Here is a 1398-nt window from a genome sequence, read left to right as displayed (position 1 = left end):
CTTAAATTGATACCATGCTAACTATTGAGACGCATGATGCATATAACGAGGCACGACGCATGGAACATGGGCAAACGTATTTTATTTTCCACTTACCACGACGCCACAAGAAAAGGGGTTCCTTCACTTCCTCGGTGAAACAGGAGGGCGCGGCGTGAAGTCTTTGCTGCTTAGTGAGCGCCGGTTGCCAACACCGCCCGCGGGTGACCCCGCATTCGCCCCCTTGGAAGACCCCCGCATGTACTGGCCGGTGCAACGGGCACGCGTGGCAAAAACGGTGAGAGAAGGCGCTCAATCCTTGGGCGTACCCGTGGAGCTGTGCTTGCTTGACCTCTGGAAGCACGCGTTACCGGGCGCCGCTTGGGTCGAGCGCATTGGTTTGCCGCGCCGTGCGGTTGAATTAACGCTTGGCGATCAACTGATTTTGCATGTGAATCCGAATGAACTCATTCGAGGGACGAGTTGGGGTGGCTGGCCCCATAAGCATCGGCCAACTTCTTCGGCGTTCATTTGGGACGGTGAGTGGAATCTACGGCGTGGTGATCTACGTCAAGGATCTCGAGCGCACTTTATTGCGGATATCGATGCCAATCGCGACGATCTCTCGCAGTCGGAAGCCTTCGCCAAGTACATGGCACGCTTGAAGGCTGGCAAGCCCTGGTCATCACATCAGCAAGGTATCCTACTGGATAGCGAGGCCCGCATTCTCACCTTCTTGAAGGTGTACTTAAGCTTTATGGACGACATGGCCATACGCGGCTTCGACTCTACACGCGGGAAAGACATGCTGGGCGTGGCTGTCACGCGCGAAGGGCGGCTCCTCAAGATCAACCGTGGCCTGCATCGTTTGGCAATAGCGCAGCATATTGGCTTGCCTACTGTGCCGGTGGTGGTGAAAGCCGTACACCGTCAGTGGTGGGCGCGGGTGACGCAAGACACGCGCGGTCGAGATGCCCTAACTAGTATGTGCGAGGGGCTTGTGGCTTGTACTCCTGAGACGGCATCTGGCGCGCTGGATTCGGTTGCCTAAAAAGGGATGCTAATTCACTCATCAAAGTGGCCGGGGCACGAATGATGGGCAGATTGCCTATGTGATAATTTCTTTGAAACTTCTCTTCGCCGATTAGTATTTCGTGCTATCTTGGGTTGGAACTGATATATAGATAGAAATCCCGTTACATTATTCTATCGGGCTTTGCTTAAATTAACGTGTCCCTGAGTTAGGCATGAAATATAAGGTTAATCCCGTTTTAATCCCCGATAATGTCGCCGTACGGCGACAGCCTCATCCAAAGGATGGGGCTATCAGCGGTGATCAGTTAAGCAACTTTGATGATAAATACGTTTTTTATGATGTGTTTATTGATTCCGATGAGGGGAAGCTGGTTGCACTTGGTC

1 protein-coding gene is annotated in these 1398 nt (G+C 52.9%); it reads left to right on the top strand.

The genetic code is table 11. The annotated features are described in order from the left end of the window. Positions 1–154 precede the first annotated feature (154 nt). Positions 155–1030 carry a hypothetical protein gene (locus OP496_RS17760; protein ID WP_280565242.1) on the top strand — a complete coding sequence of 292 codons (876 nt, stop codon included), beginning with the start codon at positions 155–157 and terminating at the stop codon, positions 1028–1030. Positions 1031–1398: the final 368 nt, after the last annotated feature.

The sequence above is a fragment of the Chromohalobacter sp. 48-RD10 genome (assembly GCF_029889785.1).
In the GTDB taxonomy this organism is placed as follows: domain Bacteria; phylum Pseudomonadota; class Gammaproteobacteria; order Pseudomonadales; family Halomonadaceae; genus Chromohalobacter.
This window is presented reverse-complemented; position numbering and strand designations above follow the sequence as displayed.